Below are 1856 nucleotides of genomic sequence, written 5' to 3'. Positions count from 1 at the left end.
TACTAGAACAGTGGGAATGCCCAGTTTTCGTTTGCGTCCATCCGGTTTAGGGATTTCAACCCGCAAAACAGGCTTGGGAGAATAGACGCCTTCTAGCAGTTGCTGTCGTATCTTTGGCCAGTGTTGTTTAAGGAATACTGGAAGATCGTTAACGGTCATACCGTCCACGCCCGGAGCCCCTTTATTGCGTTGAACCTGTTTTAGCGCGCGAATTAGATTATTCCTGTCTAATACCCGCGTCATCAAAGATGAACAAGTGCTGGATTTTGGTTCAATCGAATCTCCCGATTCCGGTTCATCCTCTGACATTTCCAGAGACAACAGCAGTTGTTTAACAGATGCCATCCGAAATCACTTCTCCGATGAGTACTTTCCAAGATTTGTTCAGACCTTCAGTGACGAGATGCCACCTACTATGTCTTCTGCTGACTTCTGCATTGCGATCACAGCAGATTGCTCTACTGTCAGTTGTTCCATCAACACAATGCAGACCTCCCGAGGTAAGACACTTAACTTTCATCACGTAGACGCCCAATTTATAAAACGTACTCCAATTGCAGATGGAAGGCTTAATGGTCACGTGCCCACTGGCCTCGAATACGTCACACCTCATATCGGGTTCCTGTTCGTCGCCCCGTGATTTCGCGTTGGACTTCCTTCAGACCCTGCCTCGCGACAACGCCCTTGCCCTTTCGCTAACCTTCGGCTCTGCGAATACCTGGTAAGAGGTCTTTCACCTCTCTAGTTAAGTGCCATGCTCGGCACACACGCCAATTTCAGGGGCGCCGTAGGCGTCCCCTGGAAATTTTTGTTATGTGCTTTGTTTTTATTTCCGTTCTGAATCTATTGCTTTAGCGACAATATCACTAAATAACCCGCCTGAATTTAAGGTTAGTTCTCTACTAAACCCTCTTAAATCGGGAACAATGTCATCTCCAGAATTTCCAATATTTGTATTGCACTGAGGATTTTCTTTTATAAACTCATCCAACAAATGTATAAATTTATCATCCTCTGCCTGAACCATTCTCAAGTAATATGAAATATGAAGTGAACTTTCTTTTTTAAGCAAGAATGGGAAAACTTCGCCATCGAATGAACCGAAACTACTACATAATGCTGCATACCGTAATAGATTTAATGACTGCGGCCATATAGACTGGATATTCTTCAAAGCGGAAATCTTGCTTTCCATTGACCAGACTGTAATTGCTCCCTCTACTATTCTTTCCCAAATCGGTGGTTTTTCGGGGTGGGGAATTCCTTGCCAGTAATTGTGCGCAGCTGTTTCCCAACTAACTTTCAACTTTCCATTTTGATCTAAAATTTCTGAAATCCAGTTTGAATCCAAACGACTCGACTTTATTGAAGATACACCGACATCAGCCAAATAATCATCGCAGAAATGCCCACCCCAATTATTATTCTCCCAAAGATTCGACAAACTTTCTAAATCATCAAATACAAAAATACCATTTAGTCTAGAGACATGCTCAGGATAGAATTTACTCCTAAATTCATCTAATAAAAGTTCACTATTCAATCTCTCCCCAGTGTCATTTAAAAGCATGGTTGCCATTGAAATTGATATAAATCCTGGCCTTTCGCTTTCAGGTAAACAGTTTGGAGAATGGAACAAACCTCTAACAATATTCCATTGAATAGGAGGATAGTCATGATTAAGATATACGTGAGCCTCAAAGCGCTCTTCACCGATTATGGTCAAATTCTATCCTTAGTTTTAATGTTTGATGTTAAGCACATAACGCCAACTTAAGCGGCGCCGCAGGCGTCCGCTTGAAGTTTTTGTTAGCTGCGGAAGCCCGTAAAATGGTTGAACTGTGACGAAAACCTGA

General features: G+C 42.5%; 1 protein-coding gene and 1 pseudogene. Both read right to left on the bottom strand.

Annotation, left to right across the window (positions count from 1 at the left end; translation table 11 throughout):
- Positions 1–345 (bottom strand): annotated as a pseudogene (locus AKL11_RS22275) (hypothetical protein); the annotation flags it as partial.
- 481 nt (positions 346–826) lie between these two features.
- Positions 827–1726 carry a DUF2441 domain-containing protein gene (locus tag AKL11_RS22270; protein WP_157673722.1) on the bottom strand — a complete coding sequence of 300 codons (900 nt, stop codon included), beginning with the start codon at positions 1724–1726 and terminating at the stop codon, positions 827–829.
- Positions 1727–1856: the final 130 nt, after the last annotated feature.

The sequence above is a fragment of the Endozoicomonas ascidiicola genome (genome assembly GCF_001646945.1).
Classification (GTDB): Bacteria; Pseudomonadota; Gammaproteobacteria; order Pseudomonadales; family Endozoicomonadaceae; genus Endozoicomonas; species Endozoicomonas ascidiicola.
Note: the sequence above shows the minus strand (reverse complement) of the source record. Positions and strands in the feature narration are given on the sequence as shown.